This window comes from Dermacoccus abyssi (genome assembly GCF_003515945.1).
GTDB lineage: Bacteria > Actinomycetota > Actinomycetes > Actinomycetales > Dermatophilaceae > Dermacoccus > Dermacoccus abyssi.
In genome coordinates this window covers 45,630-68,672 of record NZ_QWLM01000012.1, presented here as the reverse complement: position 1 = coordinate 68,672, position 23,043 = coordinate 45,630, and the positions used below count along the sequence as shown (strand labels likewise).

At 67.2% G+C, this 23,043-nt stretch carries 21 protein-coding genes and 1 pseudogene; 12 read left to right on the top strand and 10 right to left on the bottom strand.

The window, feature by feature from the left end; translation table 11 throughout:
* The first annotated feature begins 69 nt into the window (after positions 1-69).
* Together trxB and trxA are read left to right on the top strand one after the other, a co-directional pair.
* A complete protein-coding gene (gene trxB, locus D1832_RS10730; RefSeq protein ID WP_118914013.1) occupies positions 70-1,074 on the top strand; it encodes a thioredoxin-disulfide reductase in 1,005 nt (334 codons plus the stop codon).
* A gap of 62 nt (positions 1,075-1,136) precedes the next feature.
* On the top strand, positions 1,137-1,463 hold the full coding sequence (trxA, locus tag D1832_RS10725; protein WP_047310866.1) for a thioredoxin: 327 nt from the start codon (positions 1,137-1,139) through the stop codon (positions 1,461-1,463).
* Positions 1,464-1,552: 89 nt separating this feature from the next.
* Here the strand turns inward: trxA and D1832_RS10720 are convergent, their stop codons facing one another.
* The 10 genes from D1832_RS10720 to rpmH all read right to left on the bottom strand — a co-directional run bounded on the left by D1832_RS10720 (position 1,553) and on the right by rpmH (position 10,121).
* Positions 1,553-2,995: an alanine/glycine:cation symporter family protein gene (locus D1832_RS10720; protein WP_118913942.1), complete on the bottom strand. Its 1,443-nt coding sequence runs from the start codon at positions 2,993-2,995 to the stop codon at positions 1,553-1,555.
* A gap of 168 nt (positions 2,996-3,163) precedes the next feature.
* Positions 3,164-3,547 (bottom strand): sulfite exporter TauE/SafE family protein, encoded by a 384-nt coding sequence (locus tag D1832_RS10715; protein ID WP_118913940.1) that lies wholly within the window; start codon positions 3,545-3,547, stop codon positions 3,164-3,166.
* Positions 3,540-4,757: a ParB/RepB/Spo0J family partition protein gene (locus D1832_RS10710; RefSeq protein ID WP_118913938.1), complete on the bottom strand. Its 1,218-nt coding sequence runs from the start codon at positions 4,755-4,757 to the stop codon at positions 3,540-3,542. Before D1832_RS10710 ends, D1832_RS10715 begins: the two co-directional genes overlap by 8 nt.
* An 88-nt stretch (positions 4,758-4,845) precedes the next feature.
* A complete protein-coding gene (locus D1832_RS10705) occupies positions 4,846-6,090 on the bottom strand; it encodes a ParA family protein (protein WP_415557238.1) in 1,245 nt (414 codons plus the stop codon).
* A gap of 702 nt (positions 6,091-6,792) precedes the next feature.
* The gene (gene rsmG / locus D1832_RS10700) at positions 6,793-7,548 is read right to left on the bottom strand and encodes a 16S rRNA (guanine(527)-N(7))-methyltransferase RsmG (protein WP_241510978.1); all 756 of its coding nucleotides are present in this window, start codon (positions 7,546-7,548) and stop codon (positions 6,793-6,795) included.
* Positions 7,549-7,571: 23 nt separating this feature from the next.
* Positions 7,572-8,069 (bottom strand): Jag family protein, encoded by a 498-nt coding sequence (locus D1832_RS10695; RefSeq protein WP_047310862.1) that lies wholly within the window; start codon positions 8,067-8,069, stop codon positions 7,572-7,574.
* Positions 8,070-8,086: 17 nt separating this feature from the next.
* Entirely contained in the window at positions 8,087-9,220 is a 1,134-nt protein-coding gene (gene yidC, locus D1832_RS10690; protein WP_118913936.1) for a membrane protein insertase YidC, read from the bottom strand.
* On the bottom strand, positions 9,220-9,549 hold the full coding sequence (gene yidD, locus D1832_RS10685) for a membrane protein insertion efficiency factor YidD (protein WP_118913934.1): 330 nt from the start codon (positions 9,547-9,549) through the stop codon (positions 9,220-9,222). The genes yidC and yidD overlap by 1 nt, the downstream gene beginning before the upstream one ends.
* Complete coding sequence (gene rnpA, locus D1832_RS10680; protein WP_118913932.1) at positions 9,546-9,965, bottom strand: ribonuclease P protein component; 420 nt, start codon at positions 9,963-9,965, stop codon at positions 9,546-9,548. Before rnpA ends, yidD begins: the two co-directional genes overlap by 4 nt.
* A gap of 18 nt (positions 9,966-9,983) precedes the next feature.
* Complete coding sequence (gene rpmH, locus D1832_RS10675; protein ID WP_047310858.1) at positions 9,984-10,121, bottom strand: 50S ribosomal protein L34; 138 nt, start codon at positions 10,119-10,121, stop codon at positions 9,984-9,986.
* 477 nt (positions 10,122-10,598) lie between these two features.
* On the opposite strand from rpmH, the gene dnaA reads away from it, so the two are divergent.
* From dnaA to gyrB, 10 genes and pseudogenes are all read left to right on the top strand, one after another.
* Entirely contained in the window at positions 10,599-12,098 is a 1,500-nt protein-coding gene (gene dnaA, locus D1832_RS10670) for a chromosomal replication initiator protein DnaA (RefSeq protein WP_415557239.1), read from the top strand.
* A gap of 52 nt (positions 12,099-12,150) precedes the next feature.
* Complete coding sequence (locus tag D1832_RS10665) at positions 12,151-13,407, top strand: multidrug effflux MFS transporter (RefSeq protein ID WP_241510977.1); 1,257 nt, start codon at positions 12,151-12,153, stop codon at positions 13,405-13,407.
* A gap of 611 nt (positions 13,408-14,018) precedes the next feature.
* The gene (gene dnaN, locus D1832_RS10660; protein ID WP_118914004.1) at positions 14,019-15,149 is read left to right on the top strand and encodes a DNA polymerase III subunit beta; all 1,131 of its coding nucleotides are present in this window, start codon (positions 14,019-14,021) and stop codon (positions 15,147-15,149) included.
* Between the two features lie 84 nt (positions 15,150-15,233).
* Complete coding sequence (gnd, locus tag D1832_RS10655) at positions 15,234-16,265, top strand: phosphogluconate dehydrogenase (NAD(+)-dependent, decarboxylating) (RefSeq protein WP_274541962.1); 1,032 nt, start codon at positions 15,234-15,236, stop codon at positions 16,263-16,265.
* Positions 16,266-16,301: 36 nt separating this feature from the next.
* Positions 16,302-17,369: pseudogene (gene recF / locus D1832_RS10650) on the top strand (DNA replication/repair protein RecF); the annotation flags it as partial.
* 124 nt (positions 17,370-17,493) lie between these two features.
* Positions 17,494-18,189 carry a DciA family protein gene (locus D1832_RS10645; RefSeq protein ID WP_338067320.1) on the top strand — a complete coding sequence of 232 codons (696 nt, stop codon included), beginning with the start codon at positions 17,494-17,496 and terminating at the stop codon, positions 18,187-18,189.
* A 114-nt stretch (positions 18,190-18,303) separates the two neighbouring features.
* Positions 18,304-18,987 (top strand): hypothetical protein, encoded by a 684-nt coding sequence (locus D1832_RS15385; protein ID WP_182434757.1) that lies wholly within the window; start codon positions 18,304-18,306, stop codon positions 18,985-18,987.
* A gap of 62 nt (positions 18,988-19,049) precedes the next feature.
* Complete coding sequence (locus D1832_RS10635) at positions 19,050-19,646, top strand: hypothetical protein (protein WP_118913927.1); 597 nt, start codon at positions 19,050-19,052, stop codon at positions 19,644-19,646.
* A complete protein-coding gene (locus tag D1832_RS15380; protein WP_182434756.1) occupies positions 19,643-20,422 on the top strand; it encodes a hypothetical protein in 780 nt (259 codons plus the stop codon). Before D1832_RS10635 ends, D1832_RS15380 begins: the two co-directional genes overlap by 4 nt.
* Before the next feature lie 270 nt (positions 20,423-20,692).
* Complete coding sequence (gyrB, locus tag D1832_RS10625; protein ID WP_415544810.1) at positions 20,693-22,822, top strand: DNA topoisomerase (ATP-hydrolyzing) subunit B; 2,130 nt, start codon at positions 20,693-20,695, stop codon at positions 22,820-22,822.
* Positions 22,823-23,043: the final 221 nt, after the last annotated feature.

Sequence of the window (23,043 nt, the reverse complement as noted above, 5' to 3'; positions counted from 1 at the left end):
CGGGGAATGACGCGCGGATAGAGTGCGTTGACCTACGCGAACCGCAACAAACCGACGAAGGAAGCTTTCGTGAGCGACCAGGCCGTGCGCAACCTCATCATCATCGGCTCCGGCCCCGCCGGGTACACCGCTGCCGTCTACGCGGCCCGCGCCAACCTCGAGCCCCTCGTGTTCGAGGGCTCCGTGACGGCCGGTGGCGCGCTCATGAACACCACCGAGGTGGAGAACTTCCCCGGTTTCTCCGACGGCATCATGGGCCCGGACCTCATGGAGAACATGCGCGCCCAGGCCGAGCGATTCGGCGCCGAGCTCGTGCGTGACGACGTCACCGCCGTCGACCTCACGGGCGATGTCAAGACCGTCACCGACGGTGAGGGCGTCGTTCACAAGGCGAACGCCGTCATCCTGGCCATGGGCTCGGCCTACCGCGAGCTGGGGCTGCCCGACGAGAAGCGCCTGTCGGGTCACGGCGTCTCGTGGTGCGCCACGTGTGACGGCGCGTTCTTCCGCAACCAGGACATCATGGTCGTCGGCGGCGGCGACTCCGCCGTCGAGGAGGCCACGTTCCTCACGCGCTTCGCGAACAGCGTCACCCTCGTGCACCGCCGCGACGAGCTGCGCGCCTCCAAGATCATGGCCGAGCGCGCCGAGAAGGATCCGAAGATCCGTTTCGCGTGGAACAGCGAGGTCGTCGCGATCCACGGCGACGCCAAGGTCTCGAGCGTCACGCTGCGCGACACCGTCACCGGCGAGGAGCGCGAGCAGGAGACCACGGGTCTGTTCATCGCCATCGGCCACCTGCCGCGCAACGAACTCGTCACCGGCCAGATCGACCTTGACGACGAGGGCTACGTCCTCGTCCAGGACCGCACGACGCGCACGAACGTCGACGGCGTCTTCGCCTGCGGCGACCTCGTCGACCACGTCTACCGTCAGGCCATCACGGCCGCCGGTTCCGGCTGTTCGGCCGCCCTCGACGCGGAGCGTTTCCTCGCCTCGCTCGACGCCGCCGGCGAGCCCAAGCCCGACGCGTCCCTCACCGCAGAGCCGCAGGGCACGGACGAGCCGCGCTGACGCGCGTCGTCCCCACCGTTTATCTTCACCAGCACTGACCGACGTCCCGGAAGGAATGCCCCATGGCAACCACCAAGCCCACCACCGACGCCACGTTCGAGGCTGACGTTCTCAAGAACGACAAGCCCGTCCTCGTCGACTTCTGGGCCGAATGGTGCGGCCCGTGCCGCGCCATCGCGCCGATCCTCGAGGAGATCGCCGCCGCGAACGGCGACAAGATCGAGGTCTTCAAGCTCAACACCGACGAGAACCCCGCGACGTCCGCCAAGTACGGCATCACGGGTATTCCGACGATGAACGTCTACCAGAACGGCGAGGTCGTCAAGACGATCGTCGGCGCTATGCCGAAGCCGAAGCTCCTGCGCGAGCTTGAGCCCTTCATCGGCTGATCATCGCTTTCAGCAAAGACTGCGGCCCCCGTCGAATCGACGGGGGCCGCAGTCTTTTGTGTCGAGCGCTGACGGAGGTCAGGCGCCGATCACTCGGGTGTTGCGCTGCGCGCCGGGGGCGCGTCCCAGAGCTGGACGTTCTTCGCCTGCGGGAGGCTCGAGCGTTCGAACACGGGATCCTTGCCGGCGGCACGCTGCGTGAGGAAGTCCTTGAGCAGCGCCACGGACAGCCCGCCGAGCGGGAGCAGGGCGAGCAGGTTGATCGTGGCCATGATGCCCATCGCGAGGTCCGCGAGGTTCCACACGAGGGCCACCGAACCGAGAGCACCGCCGACGACACACACGAGGACGCCGACACGGAACGCCGTGAGCAGGCCCTCGCCCGGCTTGGACTCGGTGAGGAAGCGGATGTTCGCCTCGCCGTAGTAGCTGTTGCCGAGGATCGACGACCAGGCGAGGAAGAAGATGACGATCGACAGGAACGGCCCGGCCCACGATCCGACCTGCGACTGGAGGGCGGTCTGCGTCAGTCCGATGCCCTCCGGGTCGCTCACGCCGTACTTGGGCTGCGTCAGCAGAATGATGAACGCCGTCGCCGAACACACGATGATCGTGTCGAAGTAGACGCCCAAGGCCTGCACGAGACCCTGCTTGACCGGGTGCGACACCTCTGCGGTTGCGGCGGCGTTCGGCACCGAACCCATACCGGCCTCGTTGGAGAACAGGCCACGACGCATGCCCTGCATGAGGGCCGCACCGAACGCAGCACCCGTGATCTGCTCGAAGCCGAGGGCGTGACCGACGATGTGGCCGATCATCGCCGGAACCTCGCCGATGTTCATCGCGACGACGACGAGCGCCACGCCGACGTAGGCGACGGCCATGACCGGCACGATGATCTCCGTGACGGCCGAGAGGCGACGCACGCCGCCGAAGATGACGGCTGCGGTCAGCGCGGCGACGATGAGCCCGATGATCCAGGCCAGGCCCTTGGCGTCGTCGAAGTTGGCCTGTACCGAGGCGCTGATCGAGTTGGCCTGCACGGCGTTGAAGACGAAGCCGTACGTCACGGTGATGACGACGGCGAACGTCGCGGCCATGCCCTTGCGGCCCAAGCCTTCGCGGATGTAGTACGCCGGACCACCGACGTAGCCGTCCTTGCCGCGCACCTTGTAGAGCTGCGCCAACGTGGACTCGATGAACGCGGTGGCACCACCGAGGATGGCGAGCATCCACATCCAGAACACGGCGCCGGGGCCACCGATGGCGATGGCTACCGCGACACCGGCGATGTTGCCCGTACCCACGCGGGACGCCGCGGAGATGGTGAAGGCGCGAAACGCCGAGATCCCGTCGTTCTCGCCGGCACCGGAGGGCTTCTCCTTGATGGCTCGGAACATCTCCGGCAGCAGCCGCACCTGGACCACCAGGGTGCGCGCCGAATACCAGAGGCCCGCAGCCACGAGCAGGGCGATGACGAGATACCAGAACTTGTCGTTGATCGTCGCAATGAAGTCGGCTGCTGCTTCCATGCCCCGTACCCTACGGTGCGCAGAGAGCCGATGGCGGAATGAAACTGGTTGAAGTCGCCGGTGTTTCGTCAGATGTTCCGTGTGTCTGTGCGGGTGTGCACAGCGGCCCCACGCCCGATGTCGGACGTGGGGCCGGTGCGCTCGCCCGCTCGAGCGGGCATGGTTCGGTCAGTCGCGGGGACGCCCACCCCGCAGCTCACGGGTGATTGCGACCGCACAGATGCCCAGCACTGCCGCGCCGAGGACGGCTTTCAGCCACTCGCCGTTGATGAGGTCGCTGACGAAGAAGTACCCGAATACGACGGCCAGGATCGCGAGGACGATGAGCTGGATCGAGGGACGACCGGTGCGCCGATCGATCGCCCGGTCGCTCAACGGGTCCGTGCCCTGCTGGAACGGGGAGTTCGCGACGTCGTCGCGGGTGAAGCGTCCGTCCTGTGTCGAGTCGAGGGCACTGCTGCCGTCGGGGTTCAGGTGCTCCCCCTGAGCGCCCTTGGCTTCGGGGTTCTCGGGCAGATCGCCGTCCGGCGTGGGGTTCTTGCGCTCAGCCACGATCGATCCCGAGGGCGTCCATGATGCGGTTGAGGTCGTCGACGGAGGCGAACTCGACGGTGAGCTTGCCCTTGTTCTTGCCCATCGTGATGCCGACGCGCGTATCGAGCTTGTCCGACAGGTTCGACGCGAGGTCGTCGAGCGCCGGGTTGGGCTCCCGCGGCGTGGCGGTGCGGCGGGGCTTCTTGTCCTCACCGATCGCGACGATCTCCTCGGTGGCACGCACCGAGAGGCCCTCGGCGACGATGCGCTGGGCGAGACGCTCCATGGCGGCCGGGTCGCTCATGCCGAGCAGGGCCCGGGCGTGGCCGGCCGACAGCACGCCTGCTGCGACACGACGCTGGACGACCGGGGGCAGCTTGAGCAGACGGATCGTATTGGAGATCTGCGGGCGGCTGCGACCGATCTTCGAGGCGAGTTCGTCGTGCGTACAGCCGAAGTCCTCGAGCAGCTGCGCGTACGCGGCGGCCTCTTCGAGCGGGTTGAGCTGGCTGCGGTGGAGGTTCTCGAGCAGCGCGTCGCGCAGCAGGTCCTCGTCCGTGGTCGAACGGACGATGGCCGGTACGGCCTCGAGGCCGGCTTCCTGCGAGGCGCGCCAACGGCGCTCACCCATGATGAGCTCGTACGGTGTCGTCGCGTGCTCGGGGTCTTCCGCCGGCACGGGACGCACGACGATGGGCTGGAGAACGCCGATCTCGCCGATCGAGTGGACCAGCTCGGCCATGTGTTCCTCGTCGAACACCGACCGCGGCTGCTTCGGGTTCGGGCGAATGAGCGCAGGTGCAATCTCGGCGAACTCGGCACCGGGCACGGGAGCGAGCTCCGGCTGTTCCTTTTCGGTCGGCGTCTCGCTCGCCGTGGCGTTCTCGAGCTTCTCGATCTCCGTTTCACGTGAAACGGTGGGCGCCTTGCCGGCGGGCTGCGTCACCGCGGCCGCCGCGGCCGCGAGGTCATCACGTCGGTGCGTGGCCGAGCGCGGCGCCGTGCGGGGCTCGGTCTCGCGCGGCTGGTTGTACGAAGGGCGGGGCGTGAGGGCCTCGCTGAAGCGCGACTCACGGGCTGCGGGGGCCGCAGCGGCCTCCTGAGCAGCCTGCTCGCGCTTGCTCTCGGTGAAGAAGACGTCGGTGGGTCGCGTCACCCGTGTCGGCTCGGTCGCGTTGGGGATGAGGGCACCGAGACCTCGCCCGAGGCCGCGTCGCTTGTCGTTCATCGCAGTCCACTTCCTACTGAGTCGATCGAACCGCTCACGGCTCGTGATCCGAACATGCCGGTCGAGCCGGCGGGGTGGTGTGTGGGCGTCATCGGCCGATACGTCCGGAGGGTTCCGGAACCTCTGTGCCGCGCCGCGCGATCTCCCTCGCAGCGTCGCGGTAGCTGAGAGCGCCGGTACTCGACGGGTCGTACGTCATGACCGTCTCGCCGTGGCTCGGTGCCTCCGAGATTCGCACCGAACGCGGCACCAGGGCGCCGAGCACCTGGTCCGGGAAGTGCGTGCGCACCTCTTCGGCCACCTGCGCGGACAGGTTGGTGCGTCCGTCGTACATCGTGAGCAGGATCGTCGAGACGTGGAGGCCCGGGTTGAGGTGCATCTTGATCATCTCGATGTTCTTGAGGAGCTGGCTCAGCCCCTCGAGCGCGTAGTACTCGCACTGGATCGGGATGAAGACCTCGTCCGCCGCAACGAAGGCGTTGACCGTGAGCAGACCGAGGCTCGGCGGGCAGTCGATGAAGACGTAGTCGTAGCGGTCTTCGTCACTCGCCGCCGCAAGTTGCGCGTTGATCGCTCGGTGCAGGCGCGATTCGCGCGCGACGAGCGAGACGAGTTCGATCTCCGCGCCGGCCAGGTCGATGGTGGCAGGAGCGCACCACAGGCCCGGGATCTCCGGGCACTCCTGGACGACGTCGGCCAGGGGCGTGCCCTCGACGATGACGTCGTAGACACTCGCCACGTCCGAGTGGTGCTCGATGCCCAGTGCCGTCGACGCATTGCCCTGGGGGTCGATGTCGATGACGAGGACCTGGAGGCCGGCCTGGGCGAGGGCGGCGGCCACGTTGACCGTGGTCGTCGTCTTGCCGACGCCACCCTTCTGGTTGGCCACAGTCAGCACCCGCGGGTGGGCCGGACGCGGAAGTCGTTCCACACCCGTGAGGGCGGCGCGGGCCGCGCGGGCCCGGACCTCCTGCTCCCCGTCGGAGCTCTGCGCGAGCGGCGTTTCCATGGGTTCCTCGCTCGTCGTCGTGTCCTGGCCGGAGGTCTCGTGCGTGACGGTCGACCCGAGAGGGGCATAAACGGGAACCGCCGGCTCGTCCTCGTCCAGTTCCTGTTCACGCCAGGCATCGTCCGTGACGCGGTCGAAACTCGGCACCCGCGGACGTCCGGCTCGGCGAGCCTTGCGGGAGGGCAGAGCCTGAGCGGCCAAGGCGGTGTCGGCCGGGATCTGCGCAGCATCGTCGTCAGTGGAAGCAGGTGCGCTGGGGGCGCCGGCCGCGGTGGCCGACTCGGTCGACACCGGTGCCGTTGCACCCTCCGAAGAGGCCGAAATGTCGGCCCCCGACGCGTGATGCCGAGGAACGTAGGCGGGCCCGCTCGCCTCGGCCGGATCTGCCGCCGGTACCTCGGTGACGGTCGTTGCCGCGTCACCCACCGCGGCCTCGTCCTCGACGGCGACTTCCTCAAGCCCGTGCATCGAAGCGGCGTCCTGCTGTGTCATCGCAGGCTGATCCACTTGCGGTGTTTCACGGGAAACATCGTGGCCCCCGAGGAGAATGTCGTAGCCCTTCGCCTCGGAGGGCGCGACGCCTGAAGCATCGGCCGCCGGAACATCACGTCGGGCATCTGGATCGTTCTCTGGAGCAGGGGTCTCGGCGATCGGCTCGAGCGCCTCCGCCTGCACCGGCTTCTGCGGGTCGAGCACTACTGTCTCTGCGCCTTCCGAGTTCGTCATCCTCGTTTCACGTGAATCACGAGGGGCGCCGTCAAGGTCGATAGCGGTCTCGACGACGACTTTCTCCACGACCGACGTCGGCAACCCCTGCCATCCCACCGGTGTCGGTGAAGAGGCAGATTCAGCGGCGCCCGGCGTGATCGCCGGCCAGCCCACGGGTGCGGTCGTTGTCACCGTTTCTCCTTGAAGTCGCGTTGACGAGCCCGCCCATTGTGTCACCTTCGCGAACGGCCCCGAACGCAGTTGTCCCCAGGCTCCGGCTAGCCGGCACACCTGAGGACAACGTCAAGAAAACTGGGCTCAGTCGCGACGACCCTGTCTGCGCGCCGCCTTCTTCTTCGCCGTTGACGGGCCGGTTCCAGCCTGCTTCCGGGTGAGCTGCGGTGCCACGCCCTCGACACTCAGGCGCAGGGTGACGGTCTCCGGGTCGACAATTCCGGCGCCCCACGTCTCGACGTCCGCCTCGACAACCTTGAGCTTGCGCAGGATCGAGGCGTCCTCGTCCCGTTCGAGAGCCGCGCTCGAACCCTTGAGCACGAACATCTCGCCACCCCGCTGAACGAGGGGCAACGACCATCGGGCGAGTTCGCCTATCCGGGCCACGGCACGGGAGGTGACGACGTCGAACGAACGCTTGCCCCACAATTCGTCAGCCCGAGCCCGCACCACCTCGACGTTGCCGAGCTCGAGGTCGTCGATGACGCGCTCGAGCCAGACGGTGCGGCGCAGCAACGGCTCGACGAGCGTCAAGCGCAGGTCCGGCCGTGCGATGGCGAGCACCAAGCCGGGCAGTCCGGCCCCGGCGCCGATATCGGCGACGGCGCTCTCGTCCGCAATGCCGGGATGGACGACGGCGCAGTTGAGCACGTGTCGTTCCCACATGCGCGGAACCTCACGTGGCCCGACGAGGCCGTGCGTCACCCCTGTGTCACACAGGTGCGCGACGTAGCGCTCCATGACCTCGACACGCGCACCGAGGAACTCTCGCGCGGCATCCGGAGTGGGCGGCGGTGGAGCCGCTTCACCGATCGTCGGCTGCTCCTCCGGGGTGTTCACGTCCGGTCGTTCCACGTGAAACGTCAGTTCGGAAGAACGACGACGTAGCGGTTCGGCTCGGTGCCCTCGGACTCGGAGGTGAGACCGGCGGCCAGCACGACGTCGTGGACGACCTTGCGCTCGAACGCGCTCATCGGCTCCATCTCGACCTTCTCGCCGGATTCCTTGACGCGCGCGACGGCCTCGGCGCCCTTGGTCTCCAGCGTCGAGCGTCGCTCGGCGCGGTGGCCGGCGATGTCGAGCATCGCGCGGCTGCGCTCACCCGTCTCGGCCTGGACGGCGAGGCGCATGAGTTCCTGCAGCGCATCGAGGGTCTTGCCGTTCGAACCGACGAGCGAGCGGGGCACCTGCCCCTCCTCGGAGTCGACGATGGAGACGGACGCGCGGTCACCGTCGACCTCGACGTCGATGTCACCGTCGAGGTCGGCGATGTCGAGCAGCTTCTCGAGGAAGTCGGCAGCGATCTCGCCCTCGCGCTCGAGGTTCGTCACGTCGGAACGCGCGGAGGTGTTCTCGGACATCCTTGCTACCTCTGCTTTCAGTTCTTCTTGCGCTTCGCGCGCGGGGTGTTCTTCTTGGGCTGGTTACGCGGGCCGGTCTGCTGGGCCTTGGCCGGACGGACGTTCTCCTTGACCGGGCTGGAAACCTCAGTGGAGGTGTCCGAGGTCTTCACCGACTTGTCCTTCTTCGCGGACGCCGGCGTGGCACCGCTCTTCGCGGCCTGCTGCGCCTTGGCCTGCTCCTGAGCGCGGTCCATCGCCTGCTGGAAACGCGTCTTCGGCTTGCCCTCGTTCTCCTTGCGCAGGTCGTCCATCGTCACGGTCTTGTGCTCACGGCCCTTGGAACGGTTGCGCTCCTCGAGCTTCTTCTCGGCGTCCGAACCAGGGGTCGGCATGCGACGGATGACGTACCACTGTTGGAACATCGTCCACAGGTTCGTGACGAACCAGTAGATGAGAACACCGATCGGGAAGTTCACACCGGAGATCGCGAAGAACAGCGGCATGAGGTAGATGATGATCTGCTGCTGCTTGGCCATCGGGCCCTCGAGCGCGGCCTTCGGCATGTTGCGGCGCATGAGCTGGTGCTGCGTGATGAACGACGTCGCCGACATGAGGATGATGAGCAGGACGGCGACCCACTTGGCTGCACCCCAACCCGACGTTCCCATGAAGGTGGACGAGAGCTTCGCTCCGAGAAGAGTCGAGCTCTCGGCCTGGCTCGCGAGCTCCTTCGTGAGGAAGCCGATGGGCCCACGGTCACCGCGGGCGATGTCGTCGAGGTTGTTGAGCACGCGGAAGAGCGCGAAGAAGAACGGTGCCTGCAGCAGGATCGGCATGCAGGAACCCATGGGGTTGGTACCGGTGGTCCGGTACAACTCCATCATTTCTTCTTGCTGCTTCTGGCGGGACTCCGGGTCCTTCTTGCCCTTGTACTTCTTCTGGATCTTCTGCATCTCGGGCTGCACGAGCTGCATGCGGCGCGAGGCGTGGATCTGCTTGACGAAGAGCGGGATGAGCAGGATACGTAGGACGATCACGAGTCCGGCGATCGAGAGGGCCCAGGTCCAGCCCGACGCTTCAGGCAGCCCGACGAGGGTGAAGAGCTTGTGCCAGCCGACCATGATGGCGGCGACGAACCACTCGAGCGGATAGAGCAGGGTGTCAAGCATCAATCATCCTTCGCTTTGACGGGTGCAGGTGCGGCGTCGGACGGTCCGTGCTCCCCGTGGGCCGAGTGGCCCTTCGGTGGAACGTGGTCGACCCCGCCGGGGTTCCAGGGGTGACAGCGCGCAAGACGCTTCAGGGTGAGCCAGGTGCCCTTGATCGGCCCGAACCGGGTGAGCGCCGTGAGGCCGTAGGACGAGCACGTCGGGTAGAACCGGCAGGTGGCAGGTAGCGCGGGCGAGATCCAGCGGCGATAGAAGCGCACGATGACGAGCAGGGGCCAGACGGCAACATGTCGCCAACCCGTCACATCGTCGGCCGTGGACGCCGTCATCGCTTCGCTCCGGCACTCGCCGTTTCACGTGGAACGCCGTCGTCGGTCCGAATCCGCTTGTGCGCCTTCGTGAGCATGCGCTGCAGTTCGGCACGGACGGCGTCCGTGCCGGCGCCGGCGATGGCCGGGTTGGCGCGCACGACGATGTCGAGACTCGGATCGAGGCGAGGCAACTCGTCACGCACGAGATGACGCAGCACCCGCTTCGTGCGCGAGCGAACCACGGCGTTTCCCACGGCCTTGGATACGACAAAACCGACGCGCGGCCCCACCCTTTCCGGGTGCGCGAGGCCGGACGCGTCGGCGTCGATCATCTGGACCACGAGCAGCGAACCGCCGGCTCGACCGGAGCGGCGATTCCGCAGAACGGCGCGGTACTGCCCGGCGTCACGCAGACGGTGAGGCGCTGGCAGCACGGCCGTTGCCGCCGAGGCTCAGGCGGAGAGCTTGCTGCGGCCCTTGGCGCGGCGGTTGGCCAGGATGGCGCGGCCGGCGCGGGTACGCATACGCAGACGGAAGCCGTGCGTCTTGGCGCGGCGACGGTTGTTGGGCTGGAAGGTGCGCTTGCTCACGTCGATCTCCGATGAAATGGGCGAGCGCTGACGCGTCGCCGTCGTACTGGTGGTCTAGTTGTCGCGCCGCCGATTTCTCGGTTGTTTCGGGCAATGTCGCGATGTGCGCGTCTCGACCCGAGCCCCATTTGGGGCGCAGACAATCGCCGTCAACTGTACGGGCCGTGACCAAGCCGGTCAAAACGACACACGCGCGACTCGATGTTCAACGGCGCACACGCGCAAATAACACATGTGTGATTCATACGGGCGAGGTGAAATCCAGTCGACACGCCGTTAACGTGTCCGGAAAGCAAACCCGTTGTCCTCTCAAGCGCCCCGAAGCCGCGACACTCCGGTACACAGGCTGTGGATAACGTTGTGGAAACCACCCTTAGTATGGGCGTTCCACAGACGAGCACCGCACCAGGAGGAGCCTTCGTGACCACCGACGAACCCGTCGACTACGAACGCACGTGGCACGCCGCCCTGGCGGAAATGAGCAAGCACGGCATCGGTTCTCGTGACCGAGCCTTCCTCAACCTCACGCGCTTCGTCGGCCTCATCGGTGAGAACGTCCTGCTGTCCGTTCCCTTCGAGCAGACCAAGCGCATGCTCGAAGGTCCGCTGCGCGACCAGGTCGCCGAGGCACTCTCGAACCAGCTCGGACAGCAGGTTCGCGTCGCCATCTCCGTCGACGAGAGCCTTCAGGCCGCAGTCCAGGAACTCGACGGCGCGGGCGCCGATGCGCACGGTGCTGCACAGACTGGCACAGACGCGGATCCCGACACGAACGCCCAGGAGCCCGACCACTCCGACGGCACACTCGGTTTCTCGCTGCCGGGCGGCTCCCAGATCGCGGCCGAGCAGGTTCCGCGTCCTCGCTCGGCGCACCCCGACGTCGTTCTGCCTCCCCGTTCCGTGGGTGGCCGCACGGACGCTCCGCCGCCGAGCGACGAGGAGTACTCGCCGCGACTCAACCCGAAGTACACCTTCGACACTTTCGTCATCGGTGACAGCAACCGCTTCGCCCACGCGGCCGCCATCGCGATCGCCGAGGAGCCCGGCCAGGCCTACAACCCGCTGTTCATCCACGGTGACTCGGGCCTCGGCAAGACCCACCTGCTGCACGCCATCGGGCACTACGTGCACGACTACCACCCCAAGTTGCGGGTGCGCTACGTCAGCTCCGAGGAGTTCACGAACGACTTCGTCAACTCCATCCGTGACGACCGTGCGGCCACCTTCCAGCGCCGCTACCGCGACAACGTCGACGTCCTGCTCATCGACGACATCCAGTTCCTCCAAGGCAAGGAGCAGACGCAGGAGGAGTTCTTCCACACGTTCAACGCTCTGCACTCCTCGGGCAAGCAGATCGTGCTCACCTCCGACCAGCCGCCGGAGAAGCTGACCACGTTCGCCGACCGCATGCGCAGCCGGTTCAAGTCCGGCCTCACGACGGACGTGCACCCGCCCGAACTGGAAACCCGCATCGCGATCCTGCGTAAGAAGGCCAACGCCGAGCGCATGGACATCGGCGACGACGTCCTCGAACTCGTGGCCTCGAAGATCTCGACGAACATCCGAGAGCTCGAGGGCGCGCTCATCCGCGTCGCTGCGTACGCCTCGCTCCAGAAGGAGCCGGTCGACCGGGCCAAGGCGGCGTTCGTCCTCAAGGACGTCGTACCGAGTGAGACCGGGCAGATCACGGTGCATCAGATCATCTCCGAGACGGCCGTCTATTTCGGTGTCACGGTGGACGACATCAAGGGCACGTCCCGCTCGCGCAACCTCGTCACCGCGCGCCAGATCGCGATGTATCTCTCCCGTGAACTGACCGAGCACTCCTTCCCCCAACTGGGGCAGCACTTCGGTGGACGTGACCACACCACCGTCATGCACGCGGAGAAGAAGATCCGCCAGCTCATCGGCGAACGTCAGCCGATCTACGACCAGATCACCGAGCTGACGACACAGATCAGGCGCCGCAGCGCTTGATCCACGAGGGTGTGTTTCACGTGAAACACACCCTCCCTCGTAGGCTCGGCCGGTGACTTCCGCCCCACGACGCGCCGGCGTCCTGCTGACCCTCATCCTGGCCGGCCTGTCGATGTTCGGCCCGTTCAACGTCGATGCGCCGCTGCCCGCCTTCGGCGAAATGGGTGCGGAGTTTCACGTGGAACCAGCCGCGATGCAGTTGGTCGTCAGCGTCTACCTCCTCGCCTTCGCTCTGATGAGCCTGCTCCACGGCCCCATCTCCGACGCCGTGGGCAGGCGTCCCGTCATGCTCATCGGCATCGGCGTCTACGTCGTCGCTTCCATCGGGTGCGCCCTGTCGATCTCCCTGACGATGCTGCTCGTCTTCCGCATGTTCCAAGGGTTCGCGGCCGGTGCAGGGCAGATCATCGCGCGAACCGTCATCCGTGACCTCTTCGAGGGAGCGGAAGCGCAGCGACTCATGAGCCAGGTCTCGATGATCTTCGGTGTCGCACCGGCCGTGGCGCCCGTCCTGTCCGGGCTCCTCCTCCAGCTGGGCTCCTGGCGCACGATCTTCTGGTTCCTCGTCGCCTTCGGCATCATCATGGCCGTCTCGGTTGCTCTTTCTCTGCCGGAAAGCCTCCCCGCCGAGCACCGGACGCCGCTGCGCGTGGGCTCACTCGTGTCTGGGCTGCTCGCCGCAATGCGGAGCGGCCGCTTCATGCGCGTGGCCTTCGCAGCCGCGTTCTCCTTTGCGGGCCAGTTCCTCTACATCTCCGCCGCACCGTTGTTCCTCATCGGACTGCTCGGTCTCGGCGAATCAGACTTCTGGGTGTTCTTCGTCCCGATGGTGGCTTGCATGATCACCGGATCCTGGACGAGTGGACGGCTCGCCGGACGGGTGACGAGCGACCGCCAGATCACCTACGGCCTGGGCTTCGCCCTCCTCGCGGCCTCAGCGGGCGCCATTGTCTCGGTGACGCCGGTCGGCGACGTCCTGCCGTGGGCCATCGTGGCTCCCGCTCTCATCGCCTATGGGATCGGGCTGTCCCTGCCCACCCTGCAAATTGCCATGCTCGACCAGTTCCCCCACGCCCGCGGAAGCGCGGCGTCGGCAGGCACCTTCGTCAACCTCGTGACAAGCGCTCTCGTGGCAGGTCTCGTGGCTCCTTTCGCGGCCGAGAGCGCCTGGACGATGGCGGTCACGGCGCTCGGTCTCGTCATGCTCGGGGCCGCGATGTGGCTGTGGCACCTCGTCTCGACCCGCCCCGTCAACGCGCTCCGTCAGAGCGTCCGACGCACTGTCCCCGGCTCGTCCCGTCGGTCTTGAGCGTGAGGCCGATACTCGGGGTTGTCCACAGGTTCTGGGGACAACCCTGGGGACGCTGTGTGCAACGACCGCTCGGACGTCCCATCACAGCCGGGGCAGCCCCGACATTCCGCGAAACTCCGCCTGGGGACATCCCTGTGGATTTGTGGACAACACCACTGTGATTCACCTGCCCCACATGAACAGGACTCCTTCGTCACACGCTTTTCCACAGAATCTGGGGATAACTCCGTGGACAACGGTCGAAATCAGGGGATAACACCCCTTGAGCGCCGTCGGCGTCTGTGGACGCGAAAAATCCGTCCACACCCCCACTGTGTCGTCCCCAACCACCATCCCCACGCTGCCCACAACCGGAAACCGCGGGATCTCCGGCACAGATGTGGTTGTCCCCAGAATCCACACCCCCTATGACGACGACCAACTCTTTCTCCATCGCGATCAAGCGCCCCACGAATCCACACCCAAGCCAACTGCGGCGACCGCCTCGGACAGCTCCTCGACGCTTGGGGCGTCAGCTCCACCTGCGTTAAGCTCACCGCGAATACCTGTGCTCCTGCGCTCGCTTCCCCACGACGTAGGCGAACCACGAAGTGACGAGGACGGTGGACGTGAAGCTCCGGGTTGAACGTGATGTGTTGGCCGAAGCTGTGGCGTGGGCCGTTCGAGGTCTCTCGCAGCGCCCGCCGGTTCCGGTGCTCGCGGGTGTCCTGCTCGAAGCCACCGAGGACGGCCTGACGCTCTCCGCGTTCGACTACGAGGTCTCGGCCAAGGTCACCGTCGACGCCGACGTCGAGGAGCCCGGCACCGTGCTCGTGCTCGGCCGCCTGCTCGCCGACATCAGCAAGAGCCTGCCGCACAAGCCGATCGAGCTCGTGAGCGAGGGCTCCAAGGTCCAGGTCACCTGCGGTTCGGCCAAGTTCAGCCTCCAGAGCATGCCGACGGGCGAGTACCCGACGCTGCCGGAGAACCCCGAGCCCACCGGCGTCATCGGCGGTGACGTCTTCACCCAGGCCGTCGCGCAGGTGAGCGTGGCCGCGGACCGCGGCGACACCCTGCCGATCCTCACGGGTGTTCGCATCGAGGTTCAGGGAAACAAGCTCACCCTGCTGGCCACCGACCGCTACCGCCTCGCCATGCGTGAGGTGCTGTGGAACGGCGGTGACGAGAACGCGGAGTACGCGGCCCTCGTCCCGGCTCGCACGCTCGACTCCCTGGCCAAGGCGCTCGGTGCGGCGGGCAGCGTCTCGCTGTCGCTCAGCGGCGCGTCGACCGGCTCCGGCCTCGCCGGTTTCGAGGCCGGCCAGCGCCGCATGACGACGCGCCTGCTCGACGGCGACTACCCCAAGGTGACGAGCCTGTTCCCCACGAGCGTCGACACGACGGCGGTCGTCGAGACGGCGATGCTCGTCGAGGCCGCCAAGCGTGTCTCGCTCGTCGCCGAGCGCAACATGCCCGTGCGTCTGCGCTTCGGTGACGACGCCGTCCGCATCGAGGCCGGTACCGGCGAGGACGCCCAGGCCTCGGAGACCTTCGAAGCCCGCATCGAAGGGCCGGAACTCGAGATCGCCTTCAGCCCCCAGTTCCTCCTCGACGGCCTCGGGGTCGTCGGCACGAAGTACGTGCGCCTGGGCTTCACCCAGCCCACGCGTCCGGCCGTGCTGTCCGGTCAGGACGAGCTCGACGGCGAGGCCGACGACAGCTACCGCTACCTCATCATGCCGGTGCGCTTCGCCAACTGACCCGCCTCGTCCGGCGGTGTCGGACGGCATGTGGTCGTTCCCGCGACGGCGGCGTAGCGTGAGCACCGAACGCCGCGCCTTCGGGTGCGGCAACCAGACTTCCTCAGCAAGGAGCTAAAGACCATGCAGCTCGGACTCATCGGCCTCGGCAAGATGGGCGGCAACATGCGTGACCGCATGAAGGCCGCCGGCATCGACGTCATCGGTTTCGACACCAACCGCGAGATCAGCGACGTCGCCGATCTCGCGGAACTCGTCGAGAAGCTCGAGGCTCCCCGCAACATCTGGGTCATGGTGCCGGCCGGCAAGATCACGGACTCGGTCATGTCCGAGCTGCAGGGCCTGCTCGCCGAGGGTGACCTCGTCATCGACGGCGGCAACAGCAAGTGGTCCGATGACCTGGGGCACGCGGAGCAGTTCGCCGAGACCGGCGTGCACTTCATGGACTGCGGCGTGTCCGGTGGCGTGTGGGGCAAGGAGAACGGCTACGGCCTCATGTGTGGTGGCGCCGAGGAGGACGTCGAGCGCATGATGCCCGTCTTCGACGCGCTGCGCCCCGAAGGACCTCGCGAAGAGGGCTTCGTCCACGCGGGCAAGGTGGGCGCCGGTCACTACGCCAAGATGGTTCACAACGGCATCGAGTACGGCCTCATGCACGCGTACGCCGAGGGCTGGGAACTGCTCGAGGCGAAGGACATCGTCACCGACGTCCACGGTTGCTTCAAGGCCTGGACGCGCGGCACGGTCGTGCGGTCCTGGCTGCTCGATCTCATGGTCAAGGCGCTCGAGGAGACGCCGCACCTCGAGGGAATCTCCGAGTACTCGACCGATTCCGGTGAGGGTCGGTGGACGCTCGAGGAGGCCATCGCGAACGCCGTGCCGATGCCGGTGCTCGCCGCCGCTCTCTTCTCCCGCTTCACGTCGCGCCAGGAGAACAGCCCGCAGATGCAGGCCGTCGCCGCGCTGCGCGGACAGTTCGGCGGTCACGAGGTCATGCAGTTCGGCCAGGAGCCCTACCACGTCACCAAGGAGGGCCAGGCCGAGGTCTCGCCCGCGGCCCAGCCCAAGCAGGACGACGGCGCGTCGCGTCCGGGTGCCGCCAAGAGCGAGCACTGAGTCTTCCTCTTTCGACCCCAGGCACACGAGTTCGACGTGAGGCTGCGTCACCTGTCGCTGCGTGACTTCCGCTCCTACAGCGAGGCGGAAGTCGATCTCACCGAAGGAGTCACCACATTCGTGGGACTCAACGGCCAGGGCAAGACGAATCTCGTCGAAGCCGCCGGCTACCTCGCGTCCCTGGGGTCGCACCGTGTCTCGAACGACGCTCCCCTCGTCCGGTTCGGTGCGGAACGCGCCTTCGTCCGTGCGGCCGTCGTCCGTGATTCCCGTGAAACAGTGCTCGAACTGGAAATCGTGCCCGGCCGAGCGAACCGGGCACGCGTAGGGCGATCGGCTGCCACGCGCCCCCGTGACATCCTCGGCACGCTGCGTACCGTGCTCTTTGCGCCGGAAGATCTGGCTCTCGTCAAGGGCGACCCCGGAGAACGTCGCCGCTTCCTGGACGAGTTGCTCGTGGCTCGCCAGCCTCGGTGGGCTGGCGCACGCTCCGACTACGACAAGATACTCAAGCAGCGCAACGCCCTCCTCCGTTCGGCGCAGCCCGTCCTGCGAAAGGGAAGCCGGGGCGGCACGCTGACCCCCGAAGAGGCCGTTTCACGTGAAACGACTCTCGACACCCTCGTCGAGTGGAACACCCACCTTGCCGCAGTGGGCGCCTCTCTCGTCTATGCGCGCCTGCGTCTGCTGCGCGATCTGGCACCGCACGTGGCGTCGTCGTACGACGAGGTGAGCGCGGGCCGCTCGGAGGCTCGGCTCACGTACGTCTCGTCGCTGCCGGAGGCCGTCGCTCATCGGATCGCCGACGGTGAGGTGCCCGAGCGCGAGGAACTGGAGAAGGCCTTCCACCAAGCGTTCGAGGAGATGCGTCAGCGCGAGATCGACCGGGGCGTGACCCTCGTCGGGCCGCACCGCGACGACGTCACGCTGACACTCGGTGAGCTGCCCGCGAAGGGCTACGCCAGCCACGGTGAGTCGTGGTCGTTCGCCCTCGCCCTGCGTCTTGCGGCCTTCCACCTCCTGCGCAACGACCTCAAGACCGACCCGGTTCTCGTGCTCGACGACGTCTTCGCCGAGCTCGACGCGGGACGACGCGAGCGCCTGGCCGCCATGGTGGCCGACGCCGAGCAGGTGCTCATCACCGCCGCGGTGGCCGAGGACGTCCCCGACGCACTCAGCGGGCGCACGTACTACGTGACGAAGGGGTCGGTCTCCGCCGAGGAGGCGGATGCTGCCCCGCTCACCGAATCCGGCACCACCTCGGGGTCGCCGGCCGACGCAACGTCCGATGACGGCGGTGCCGATCATGACTGCCGGCGACGGCGACAGCCGCGGGGACGAGTCCACGGACGCCCGGACGACGCACGCGGCACTCGACGAGAGTTCGGTGGAGGCACCCGCGACGTCTGCTGTCGAGGACGACCCCCTGACGGCAGCCCGAGCGGCGTTGGCTCGCGCTCAACGGGGTGCCGCCGAACGCGGGTTCCGTCCGGGGTCTCGACCCATGCGTCGAAGCCCACGCGCCACGGACACACACGACGCGCGCAAAGGACGAGGCGGACGCAACGGTCGCGACCCGCTGCTGCTCGGCAACAACATGAAGCGACTGCTCGAGGACCGCGGATGGAATGTCGATGTCGCCGCGGGCACCGTGATGTCACGGTGGGCCGATCTCGTCGGACCGGGTGTCGCGGACCACGCCTCTCCCGTCAGCTTCGAGAACGGAATTCTCACGGTACGGGCGGAGTCGACGGCGTGGGCGACCCAGCTGACCTTGCTTGCGTCGACGATCATCCGGTCGATCGAGCAGGGCGTCGGTGACGGCGTGGTGGCGGAGCTCAAGATCGTCGGTCCCTCTGCCCCCAGTTGGGTGCGAGGTCCCCGACGTGTCGCCGGGCGTGGTCCGCGGGACACCTACGGCTGACATTTCCGACACAACGCAGTCCACCGCTAGCGTGGTATGTCCGGCGCCATAGGGGGCGCGATCGCTTCACCTCACGTTTCACGTGGAACATGAGGACGGAACGAGAGGTGACGAATGAACGAGCCGAACGGTTTCGACGAGTGGAATCGGGGCGTCGAGCGACCCCCGTCACGCGGCAGTGGCTCCGACCCGGGTGCCGAAACCGAGCCCGGTGTGGCCGACCTGTGGGGTGAGGCCAGCGAACCGGTGCCCTACCGCACCTCACGCCGACCCGACTGGTTGGCGCCGGCGCTCGTCATCGTGCTCGCCAGCCTCGCGTTCGCCACGGCGTGGTTCATCACCCGGGGATCGGGCAGCCGGCCACCCGTCGCTCAGCCGTCGGCGGCCACGGCTCCCTCCGACACACCGTCGTCCAGGACGCAGCCGCAGACCAGGACAGCCGCTCCATCGACGTCCGAGGCGCCGGCGTCCTCGTCGACGACGCCCTCGTCCTCCGCGGCGACCAAGGCATCCTTTCCTGCCGGTACCGTGGCGACGTGTGGCTCGGGCGAGGCCGTACCCACGTCCAGCGTTCGTCTCGCCCGCGGCACGAACTCCACCTGCTCCTACGTCGCCGACGTCGTGACCAAGGTCAACGCGCACCTCGCGGAGAATCCGGGTGCCACGACCTACACGGTCAGTCCGTACAGCTCCTCGTTGCGCAAGGTCGTGACGTTGCACTGCACCCGCGCCGACCACCTCTCCGAATGCACCGGTGGTTCCAACGTTCGTCTCTGGGTGAGCGACAGCGTCGGCTGAACTGTGGCAACCGGCGTCCCTCCTCCACCTAGACTGACGGCGGAGAGGGGAAGACGATCACCATGTACGAGGACGAGACGCGGGGCTACCCGCAGTCGCCGGAGCCACACGAAGCACCGACGTCGTGGGTCACGGCCGACCGGACGATGGCCGACAGCGGGGGCGCGTCGCAGCAGTACGACGGAGAACCCCCTCGCGGGCCGAAGCAGTGGCTCGTACCGGTGTTGCTCGTCGCTGCCGCGATCGTCGGCTTCGCCGTCGTCACCTTCTTCATGTCCGGGGGCGACGAGACGCCGGCGAGCACCCAGTCCTCGACCGTTGCCTCGGCACCGTCCTCCACGCCCAGCGAGCCGAGCGCTGCCGAGGCCACCTTCCCCGACGACAGCGTGACGACGTGCGGCCAGGGCGACCCCATCACCGTTCCCGACATCCGCATTGCACGCGAGTCGAACACGAGCTGCGCTTACGTCGTGGAGATCCGGAGCAACGTGCTGGCGCACCTCGCCCAGGATTCGGGCGCTACCTCGTTCACGATCAACCCCTACAGCGTCTCGAAGCGCGCGTACGTGCCGCTCACCTGTGAACGCTCCGATCACCTCAGCCTCTGCACGGGTGGCACTGCTGTGAGGGCGTGGGTGAAGGACTCGGTCGGGCCATGACCCACGACGAGGAGACGCGCGCGTCGGGCCCCGAGCACGACACGGAACCGAAGACCCCGGCGTTCTGGAACGAGCCAGAGGCCGAGACGCCGGAGCGGCGATCGCCCTCACGTGGCCTTGTCATTGCCGTCGCGCTCACATCCGTGCTCGTCCTCGCGCTGGCACTGGGGGCGCTCGCCCTGACGCGCGGACAGAAGGACGCATCCCCGCCGCCCTCCGACCCCGCTACCTCGAGCGACGCGCGGTCGACGTCGAGTTCCTCCTCCTCGAGTTCCTCCTCCTCGAGTTCCTCGAGCAGTTCGTCCTCGGCGCCGTCGTCGACGACGAGCGAGACCGGTGGCGACTCCCGAACCGCGGCGCCTGCGCCGTCGTCCCCAGCGCAGAGTGAGAGCCGAAGCTCCGTGGCCGAGGCTTCGACCAGCACCCCGACTCTCACGCGCACGGGTCTGACGCCGTTCCCGGCCTCGACGTGGAACCTGTGTGGCGACCGCACGAGTCAGCAGACCAACACCGCCGTTCAGGTGCGCCAGGGGCAGGGGCACTATTCGAGTTGCCCCTTCCTCGTCACCGTGCGTGACGCAGCGTTGAGCCAGGTGGCGCGAACGCCTGACACCTCCTCCTTCCCGTTGAAGGTCTACAGCGCCTATCGCAAGGAGAACGTCGCCGGTTCCGACGGGTACATCGACCTCACCTGCTCGCGCCGGGGTGGGCTCGTCAACTGCTTCCGGGCGAGCGATCCCGACGTTGACATCTGGGTTCAGGAAGGCGCCGCCTGATCCCCTTCAGCTCGGACGCGCGACACGTCGCAGACGGCCCCGAGCGCCTTCGGTGGCCCCAGGGACGATCCCCGGCACGCCGGGCGAGAGAAAATCGCGGAAAATGCCCGTGTGGGCATGTTTCGGGGCAGTCCTGCGTCCACTGACCCGGTAGAATGGACACGATCAGGACCTGCCACCCTCTCTCGGCCTTCGTACGCCGATCTGTGACGTTCGACCCCGTGTCGCGTCCGCACCACCGTGGCAGGCACCGCACGGTGAAGGAGCACAGTGGCCGACCAGCCCACGCACGACGACGCGACGAACGAGCCGATCCCCGGCGGCGAAGCACAGCAGGTGGTTCCGCCCGAGGCACACGTGCGCTCGCAGATCGACACCGAGTACGACGCCAGCGCCATTCAGGTCCTCGAAGGCCTCGAGGCGGTTCGCAAGCGCCCCGGTATGTACATCGGCTCGACCGGTGAACGCGGCCTGCACCACCTCGTGTGGGAGATCGTCGACAACTCTGTCGACGAGGCCCTCGCCGGCCACGCCGACCGCGTCGACGTGACGATCCTGCCGGACAACGGTGTACGCGTCAGCGACAACGGTCGAGGCATCCCGACCGGCCGCAACGAGCAGTACGACATGTCGACCGTCGAGCTCGTCCTCACGCAGTTGCACGCCGGCGGAAAGTTCGGCGGCGGCGGCTACAAGGTCTCCGGTGGTCTGCACGGCGTCGGTAGTTCCGTCGTCAACGCGCTCTCCACGCGCCTCGAGGTCGAGGTGCGCCAGAAGGGCCACGTCTACCGCATGGAGTTCGAGGGCGGTGTGCCGCTCGGCCCCCTGCGCGAGGAGGAGGCCACCGACGAGACCGGTACGACGATCACGTTCTGGGCCAGCCCCGAGATCTTCGAGACGACGACGTACGACTTCGAGACGGTGCGCGCTCGCTTCCAGCAGATGGCGTTCCTCAACAAGGGCCTCACCATCGCGCTCACCGACGAGCGTGCGGAGGTGCTCGACGAGGGCGCGGCCGACGAGGCCGCCGCTGACGCAGCAGCCGAGGGCGGCGACGCGGAGACGGCCGACGCCGCAGCCGAGAAGGCGAAGAAGGGCAAGTCGGTCACGTACCGCTACGACGACGGTCTGCTCGACTACGTCAAGCACCTCAACTCGAGCAAGCGCGCCGAGGTCGTCAACGAGGACATCATCGCGTTCGAGGCCGAGGACACCGAGCGTTACCTCTCCGTCGAGGTCGCGATGCAGTGGACGACGGCGTACAACGAGTCGGTCCACACCTACGCCAACACGATCAACACGCACGAGGGTGGCACGCACGAAGAGGGCTTCCGCGCCGCGATGACGAAGCTCGTCAACGACTTCGCCCGCCGCGAGAAGCTGCTCAAGGAGAAGGACGACAACCTCACGGGTGACGACATCCGCGAGGGTCTCACCGCCGTTATCTCCGTCAAGCTCGCCGAGCCGCAGTTCGAGGGCCAGACGAAGACGAAGCTCGGCAACTCCGAGATCAAGGGCTTCGTCCAGGCCGCCGTGCGCGACGAGTTCGACCACTGGCTGCAGATGCACCCGCGCGAGGGCAAGGCCATCGTCAACAAGGCGATCGCTGCCGCGTCGGCACGCATGGCGGCCCGCAAGGCACGCGAGACCGCACGCCGTAAGGGCCTGCTCGAGGGCGGAGGTCTGCCGGGCAAGCTCAAGGACTGCCAGAGCAAGGACCCGAGCCTGTCCGAGGTCTTCATCGTCGAGGGTGACTCCGCAGGCGGCTCCGCCGTGCAGGGTCGCAACCCGTTCAACCAGGCGATCCTGCCCATCCGAGGCAAGATCCTCAACGTCGAGAAGGCCCGCATCGACAAGGTGCTCGCCAACCAGGAGGTCCAGGCCCTCATCTCCGGTTTCGGTACCGGCATCGGCGAGGACTTCGACATCGACAAGGCGCGCTACCACAAGATCGTGCTCATGGCCGACGCCGACGTGGACGGCATGCACATCCGCACGCTGCTGCTGACGCTGCTCTTCCGCTTCATGCGCCCGCTCATCGAAGCCGGCTACGTCTACCTCGCGCAGCCGCCGCTCTACCGCCTCAAGTGGAGCAACCACGAGCACGAGTTCGCGTTCACCGACCGCGAGCGCGACGCGATGATCGCCGAAGGTCAGTCGAAGGGCCGCCGCCTGCCGAAGGACAACGGCGTCCAGCGCTACAAGGGTCTCGGCGAGATGAACTACCAGGAGCTGTGGGAGACCACGATGGACCCGGAGGCGCGCACGCTCCTGCAGGTCACCCTCGAGGACGCCGCGGCAGCCGACGAGATCTTCGCCGTGCTCATGGGGGAGGACGTCGAGTCGCGCCGCAGCTTCATCCAGCGCAATGCCAAGGACGTCCGCTTCCTGGATATCTAACCTCTGTCGCGCCTTCTCAGCGCGCGGGCTTCAGGGTCTGCTCCTTCGTCGCATCCCCTGCTTCCCGCGCTTGATCGGCGGCGCGACGTCGTGGGCGGTCGGCTCCCGTAGGGGGCGTCGCCGTCCGGGGTCGGGTCTGACGTGACGACCTACTTGCGTTGGGCAATCCTCGCCAACTGAACATCGTGTTTCACGTGGAACGGTCGGACGTTCCCGTCCTT

Excerpts from the sequence above, each read along its gene's own strand:
- trxA (WP_047310866.1), top strand. The coding sequence starts at position 1,137 with ATGGCAACCACCAAGCCCACCACCGACGCCACGTTCGAGGCTGACGTT.
- D1832_RS10720 (WP_118913942.1), bottom strand. The coding sequence starts at position 2,995 with ATGGAAGCAGCAGCCGACTTCATTGCGACGATCAACGACAAGTTCTGG.
- D1832_RS10710 (WP_118913938.1), bottom strand. The coding sequence starts at position 4,757 with ATGAACGACAAGCGACGCGGCCTCGGGCGAGGTCTCGGTGCCCTCATC.
- D1832_RS10695 (WP_047310862.1), bottom strand. The coding sequence starts at position 8,069 with ATGTCCGAGAACACCTCCGCGCGTTCCGACGTGACGAACCTCGAGCGC.
- yidC (WP_118913936.1), bottom strand. The coding sequence starts at position 9,220 with ATGCTTGACACCCTGCTCTATCCGCTCGAGTGGTTCGTCGCCGCCATC.
- yidD (WP_118913934.1), bottom strand. The coding sequence starts at position 9,549 with ATGACGGCGTCCACGGCCGACGATGTGACGGGTTGGCGACATGTTGCC.
- dnaA (WP_415557239.1), top strand. The coding sequence starts at position 10,599 with ATGAGCAAGCACGGCATCGGTTCTCGTGACCGAGCCTTCCTCAACCTC.
- D1832_RS10645 (WP_338067320.1), top strand. The coding sequence starts at position 17,494 with ATGCTGCCCCGCTCACCGAATCCGGCACCACCTCGGGGTCGCCGGCCG.
- D1832_RS15385 (WP_182434757.1), top strand. The coding sequence starts at position 18,304 with ATGAACGAGCCGAACGGTTTCGACGAGTGGAATCGGGGCGTCGAGCGA.
- D1832_RS10635 (WP_118913927.1), top strand. The coding sequence starts at position 19,050 with ATGTACGAGGACGAGACGCGGGGCTACCCGCAGTCGCCGGAGCCACAC.
- D1832_RS15380 (WP_182434756.1), top strand. The coding sequence starts at position 19,643 with ATGACCCACGACGAGGAGACGCGCGCGTCGGGCCCCGAGCACGACACG.